Source organism: Pandoraea anapnoica, assembly GCF_902459765.1.
Taxonomy (GTDB): domain Bacteria; phylum Pseudomonadota; class Gammaproteobacteria; order Burkholderiales; family Burkholderiaceae; genus Pandoraea; species Pandoraea anapnoica.
The window spans coordinates 124,738-131,319 of record NZ_CABPSP010000014.1 but is presented as its reverse complement, the minus strand read 5'-3'; the positions used below and the strand labels follow the sequence as shown (position 1 = coordinate 131,319).

Sequence of the window (6,582 nt, the reverse complement as noted above, 5' to 3'; positions counted from 1 at the left end):
CGCCGGGCGGCGACATGCTGTAAATGACAGAGAGAAGACGATTCGAAGACCGGGGACTGGACCGTCAGCGGTCGGCGCCGTGCGCCTGCGCCATCGCCACAACGACCTTGCGCGGCCCCTTGAACGGCGAGCGCGCGTGCGCGGCGAGCATGTTGTCGAGCATCAGCACATCGCCGTTCTGCCACGGGAAACTGATCTTCTCCGCTTCCAGCACGTGACGAATGGTCGCGAGCGCGTCTTCCTCGATGGGACTGCCGTCGCCGTAGTACACGTTGCGCGGCAGATCCTCCTCGCCGACGACGTCGAGCAACGTCTCACGTACGTCGGATTCGAGATTGGAAATGTGGAACAGGTGCGCCTGATTGAACCAGACCCAGTCGCCCGTCACGGGATGTTGCGCAACGGCCTGACACAACTGCCGCGTGCGCAGCTCGCCATCGTCTTTCCACTCGCAGGCAATGCGGTGCGCGCGGCAGTACGCTTCGACTTCCGCGCGATCTTCGGTGTTGAAGACCTGCGTCCAGGGCACGTCGAAACCGTTACCGAAGTTGCGCACGTACATCAGCCCCTTGCTCGCGAAGCGCTCGCGCAGGTCTTGCGGCAGGCGGGCATAAATGCGGCGGCTGTCGGCAATCGGCGTCTCACCGCCTTCCTGCGCCGTGAGCACGCTATAGAACCAGATCTTCATCGGCCAGTCGCGCGTGTACGACTGTTCGTTGTGCAAAGGAATGTGCTGGTGCGGCGGATATTCGGTAGACGTATAGACGCCTTGCGCCACTTTGCTGCGCGGCGTCGAGCCGAACTCATAGGTCAGCAGCGAATGACCGAAAGACGCAGCGAATTCGCGGAAAGACGCGTCGCCATCGACCTTGAACCCCCGGAACAGAACGCCGCCGTGAGTCGGGAGATATTCGTCCACCAGCGCGTGAAGGGCACTGGCGGCGGCCTCGATCGGCACACCGGCATCGCGCGGTTCGACCACCATCGGAAGGTCGCCATTGGTGCGCAGGGCGCGCACATCGAGCATCGTATCGAGCATGGTTGGATCCTCAACGAAACCGCGGCGCCACACGCGCCGCACTTTCATTGACGATCCTCGTGCCCGCAATTTAAGGGGTTTACGCGGACGATTGTGGTTTTTCTACATTCACTGTCGTCACCACCGGATTTGCTGGCGCCGATGCGATAGATGCCGGCTCGCCGTCCGAGATCAACTGACCGTTTTCCATCTTCACCAGCCGGTCGGCCAGCGAGAAGTAGCGGTCGTCGTGCGAGATCACCAGTACGGTTTTTCCCTGCGCTTTCAACTCGGGCAGGATTTCCCGATAAAACACTTCCTTGAACACCGGATCCTGATCGGCCGCCCATTCGTCGAACACGAGGAACGGTCGATCCTCCACGCACGCCGCCACGAGGGCGAGACGCTTGCGCTGCCCTTGCGAAAGATCACGCGTCGAAAACGCACCATTCGTCACGCTGACCTTGTGTTGCAGGTGCAGACGCGCCAGCCAGCGCGCAGCAAACGCATCGATGCGTGCGGGATCGGTTTGCGCGTCGTCCGCGCCCAGCAGCGTTTCGAACAGATGGAAATCGAAGAAGATCGCCGAGAACAGCTGCCGGTAACGATCACGATTCTTGACGTCGACCGACTGGCCGTTCCACACGATTTCGCCGCTCTCCGGCACATAAAGCCCAGTGAGCAGCTTGGCCAGCGACGTTTTGCCGCTGCCGTTCCCCCCGATCAGGAAGGTGATCTCGCCCGGACGGAACGTCAGATCGATCGGCCCCATACGGAAGATTTCGTCCTGCTGCTCGTGGTAATAGCTATGCGTGATGCCATGCAGCCGTACCAGCGGCGCGCCGGTCGTCGACGTCTCCGACGACGTGACGTCCTCGGTACGCATCGACTCCGTCACCTTCTGGATGCGCTCGCTCGCAACACGCGCCATCGTCAGCAACGGAATGTTGTTGAGCATGGCTTCGAGCGGCGTGACCATGTACAGGAAGACGATGGCATAGCCCGTCGCCACATGCGCATTGCTCGACGTCGCGCCGACCAGCACGAACAGCACCAGCCCGATGAGCGCGAAGAACAGGAAGCGCACCCAACTGACCGAGAAGATGAACAGCGTCAGACCGCGCGAGCGATTCTCGCGCACCGCCTCGATGGCTGAGCCGAGCACGCGCGCGAGGAAGGCGTCGGCACGACGGCGGTTGAGTTTCAGTTCCTTGGCACCGGACGCCAGCGTCTGGAAATGCCCGAACAACTCGTCCTGACGCTGCCCTGCCGTGCGCAGATACCGGATCACCTTGGTATGGCTGATGTGATAACCCAGTGCGCCCAGACCGATCGCCACACAGGCCATCAGGAAGATCGGCCAGGACAGGATCGCCAGATACAGGAAGCATCCCATGACGATCGCGCCGTTCATGACCAGCGTCGGCAGACCGATGAAGAAGTTGGCGACGTGATTGGCGTCGTCAGCCAGCACCGACTGCACGCGCGCACCGCCCGTCGATTCGACCACGCGCAGCGGCGCATTGACGATGATCCGCGACACATGCCGACGCAGTTCGGCCAGCGTGCGCTGGCCCAACCGCGTGAAGAGCGCACCGGCGCACATCTGTGCGAGCATGGACAGCACGGCCAGCGCGGCGAAGCGCCACGCCAGCGCGCCCAGTTCTGCCACTGGCGCACCGAGCGCGCGATTGATCGATGCGATCAGCATGACGTTCGCCACGCCGCAGGCGAGCGAGGCAACTACAGCGGCCGCAAGCAGCCAGCGTGAGGCACGCAACAGGAACAGAAACAGGAACACGACGCTCTCCGCGGGTGATCCGCCGCCACGGTCGCACGCCGCAGTGTGCTCATGGGTGCCGGGAGACGAATCGCGATGAAAGGACCAACAAAGACGAACCAGAACCAACGAATTCGACGGGTCGCCGACAGAAACCTGCGGCCGCCTGGACGGGGTTTCTTACCCCGCCTTTGCGACCGCTGATGGCTCCTTCGCTCAAAGACGATTCAGGACATCGAAAATTTTCCCGTCGCATTTACCCAAACTTCGCCGGGGTAAATTTATAGAAAAGCTCATCGTCTTCTGGGAGGCGGATGCGTTGTATTGCATTCCCCCCGATCCCGGGTCCGGGTGAATTCACCGGATGACCTTGCCGAGGCCCTCATGCACGCAAGTACCGAACCGTCCACGACGACCAACACTCCCCCTCATTCCGTAACACACGATCTGATCGGCGTTGGCTTCGGCCCGTCCAATCTCGCCCTCGCCATCGCCCTCGAAGAGCACTGCGGGCAGCGCCTAGGCCCTGCCCGCTTCCTGTTTCTGGAGAAGCAGCCCGAGTTCACCTGGCACGGCAACATGCTGCTCTCGAACAGCCGTATGCAGATCGCCTATCTCAAGGATCTCGCGACACTGCGCAATCCGCGCAGCCGCTTCACTTTCATCAACTATCTGCACGAGAAGGCGCGGCTGTCCGCGTTCATCAACCTGCAAAGTCACTATCCGACCCGGCGCGAGTACAACGACTATCTGCGTTGGGCCGCATCGCACTTCCACGGGCAATGCGCATATGGCGAAACGGTGACAGGCATCCAACCGGTGCTCGAACACGGTGAAGTCGTGGCGTTGCAGGTTCATTCGCGCGACGGGCAAGGCGAAACGCAGTCGCGCCGCACGCGCAACGTGATTCTCGGTGCGGGTGGCACGCCTCATGTACCGCCGGTGTTCACCCCGCTGCATCGCAATTCTCATGCGCGCTTGTTCCATTCGTCGCAATATCTGGCCCGCGTGGCGTCGCTCAGCGAGACGGTACCGCGTCGGGTTGCCGTCGTCGGCGGCGGACAAAGCGCTGCGGAGATCTTCCTCGACCTCGCGGAGCAATGGCCGCAGGCGCAGGTCGATCTCATTATGCGCGGCCGCGCCCTCAAACCCGCCGACAGCAGCCCGTTCGTCAACGAAATCTTCGATCCGCAATTCACCGACTTCATCTATGCGCAGCCGGTGGAGCAACGCGAACGGATTCTCGATGAGTTTCGCAATACGAACTATGCTGTGGTCGACGACGATCTTATCGCGCGCATTTACGACGTGCTGTATCAACAGCGTGTGGGCGGACACGGCCATCACGCCTTGCTGTCGTGCCACGAAATCCAGGCGGCGAGCGCCGACGGGGAGCGGATCACGTTGCACATGCACGAGCGGATCGCCGGGCGGCCGGTGACGCAGCATTACGACGTTGTAGTGCTGGCGACCGGTTACGAACGCCGAACGCACGAAGCGCTGCTGTCCGACCTCGCACCTTGGCTCGACGGCCTCGAAGGCGAGCGCGACTATCGTCTGCGCACCCGCGCGACCTTCCAGCCCGGCATCTATCTGCAAGGCTATTGCGAGCCGACGCACGGGCTGTCAGACACGCTGCTCTCGATTCTGGCGACGCGCTCGTCGGAAATCGCAACGTCGTTGCTGTCACGTGCGCCCTTGCAGGCCGATGCACCGGCCCAGACAACGCAGGCATCGCGCGTCGCCGCACTGGCCGGTTGAACGAGCACCCTCGACGCAAAAACGGCACGGCAGCGAATTGGGCTGCGGTGCCGTTTTCATTGTTGCCTGGGATGCTTGCGTCTATTGCGGTGTGCCGCCCGCCTGCATCGCCAGTTGCCGCTGAAGCTGCGCGGGCGTCATGGTCAGGATCAACGGACACGATCCGCACAGCAACGCTTCGTCGCATCGCGTGCCCTTCCCCGCCAACTGATAACGCAGACAGCACACGCGGCGCGCTCGCATCGGCGCGGGCATAGCGGTTGACGGCGGTGTGACGTAACGCACCGTGCGATAGAGCGGATTGTCGGACGTCTCACCGAAACCGGCGTCGCCATCGAACAGCCACGCGTAATCGCTGGTGGCACGCGCAGCCAGCGACGGCACTTTGCGCATCTCACCGACGATAAACTCCAGCAGATTGCCTGCATTGCTCCAGAGCACACGGGGCGAAACGCCCGCCGCCCGTTGCATCGCCGCCATTGCGGCAGGCAGATGCCCCTGAAGCAGCGACGAAAAGCGCACTTGCGCCGGGTCGGCCAAGACATCGCCCTCGCCCTCGCGCGGCGGCGTCCAACTGGATTCGGGAAAGCGAACTTGCACGGGCAATCCGCCGCGCAGCACGATGCCACAGGCATCCGAGTCGAGCGTCAGCGTACGGCCATGCACGACGGTGATCGCCAGCGCCGCCGGCGCCACCGCCCGGAAATAGAACTTGCTCCACTGCGACATGAGCGCACGCGGTTCGACCCCGGGCACGAGGCGACGAACGCCGTCGAACATGGTGGGCATGTGGCGATCGAGATCGGCCAGACCGATGACCGTATCGCCGGAGCGAAGGTCATCGGGCACGCGCGCGCCGAAGGCCAGCCCGGCACACAGCGGCCCCAACTCGGCCCGGACCGGTGCGGGCAGACTCGCCGCGAGGTCGAACTTCGCAGCGCCCGAGAATTGCGACGCTAGCGTGGGGGCACGCTCGATCATCGCGCCGCCGCCAGCGCGCGCACCGACGGCGGCGCATGCATCGCCGGGGTCAGCGCGTTGGCAATGACCGCCAGCAGATGAGCGGGATCGTCGCGCACGAAGAAATGATCACCGTCGAAGTCGGTGCGCGTATAGCTGCCGGTCGTCTCGCAACGCCAGTCGTCGAGGACGTCCGGCGCGAACGCGTCGCGGCGTCCGGCCAGCGCATGAATCGGGAAGGATAACGGTGCACGCGCCTGCGGCGACGCACGCCGGTAATGTCCGCACAACTGAAAATCCGCCTTGATGACCGGAAGCACCATCGCCATCAGCTCAGGCTCGGCGAGCAGAGCTTCCGGCGTGCCGCCGAGCGCGCGCATCTCGGCCAGCACCTCGTCGTCGTCGCGCAACGCGGCATAGCGACTGTCGTCGCGCGTGGCAGGCGGACGGCTCGCAGCCACGAACAGCGCCGTCGGCGTGCAGCCTCGCGCGTGCAGGCGATGTGCGATCTCGAACGCCAGCAGACCGCCGAGGCTGTGACCGAACAAGGCGAAGCGCGCGCCAGACTTTATGTGCTGCTCAAGACACTCCTCGGTCAGTTGGTCCGCCAGCAGGTGCGGGTCATGTTGCAACGGTTCGTGATGACGCGTACCCCGCCCCGGCAGTTCAAGCGGGCACACCGCCAGCCATGACGGCGCGGCCTGCGCCCAGCGCGCATACACCGTAGCACTCCCCCCTGCGCAGGGAAGGCACAGCAGACGACAGGCCTCAAACGCCATTGCGTCCATCACCTTGCGTGGCCAGATGCTCGCGCAGGCTGCGCGGGCGCATGTCGGTCCAGACCGACTCGATATGGGCAAGACACGTTGCCTTGTTGCCGGTCACCCCGACTTCGCGCCAGCCAGCGGGCACGGGCCGGTAGTCCGGCCAGATGGCGTATTGCTCTTCGTCGTTGATGACCACACGGAACACGCCATTCTCGTCGTCGAAACTCATCGATCACTCCTTAAGCGTCCAGCCTGCCGAGGGCTAAGGCTGCAAGGGCACGGTGTGCGCCCTCCTC

6 protein-coding genes are annotated in these 6,582 nt (G+C 63.6%); 1 reads left to right on the top strand and 5 read right to left on the bottom strand.

From position 1 onward, the window contains the following. Positions 1-64 precede the first annotated feature (64 nt). Positions 65-1,039, bottom strand: coding sequence for a pandorabactin biosynthesis dioxygenase PanH (panH, locus tag PAN31117_RS21340; RefSeq protein ID WP_150739963.1), 975 nt, complete (start codon positions 1,037-1,039; stop codon positions 65-67). Positions 1,040-1,118: 79 nt separating this feature from the next. Next, the gene (gene panG / locus PAN31117_RS21335; RefSeq protein ID WP_150739962.1) at positions 1,119-2,819 is read right to left on the bottom strand and encodes a pandorabactin export ABC transporter PanG; all 1,701 of its coding nucleotides are present in this window, start codon (positions 2,817-2,819) and stop codon (positions 1,119-1,121) included. Positions 2,820-3,182: 363 nt separating this feature from the next. Here panG and panF point away from each other — a divergent pair, with 363 nt between their 5' ends. After that, complete coding sequence (gene panF / locus PAN31117_RS21330; RefSeq protein WP_150739961.1) at positions 3,183-4,559, top strand: pandorabactin biosynthesis N-hydroxylase PanF; 1,377 nt, start codon at positions 3,183-3,185, stop codon at positions 4,557-4,559. An 81-nt stretch (positions 4,560-4,640) separates the two neighbouring features. Here panF and fhuF read toward each other — a convergent pair whose 3' ends face one another. From fhuF to panC, 3 genes are read right to left on the bottom strand one after another with little or no spacing between them, the layout of a single operon-like run. Then, entirely contained in the window at positions 4,641-5,540 is a 900-nt protein-coding gene (fhuF, locus tag PAN31117_RS21325) for a siderophore-iron reductase FhuF (RefSeq protein ID WP_150739960.1), read from the bottom strand. Further along, positions 5,537-6,298, bottom strand: coding sequence for a thioesterase II family protein (locus tag PAN31117_RS21320; protein ID WP_150739959.1), 762 nt, complete (start codon positions 6,296-6,298; stop codon positions 5,537-5,539). Before PAN31117_RS21320 ends, fhuF begins: the two co-directional genes overlap by 4 nt. Further along, positions 6,288-6,515, bottom strand: a complete 228-nt coding sequence (panC, locus tag PAN31117_RS21315) for a pandorabactin biosynthesis protein PanC (RefSeq protein WP_150574749.1) — start codon at positions 6,513-6,515, stop codon at positions 6,288-6,290. Before panC ends, PAN31117_RS21320 begins: the two co-directional genes overlap by 11 nt. Positions 6,516-6,582 lie beyond the last annotated feature (67 nt).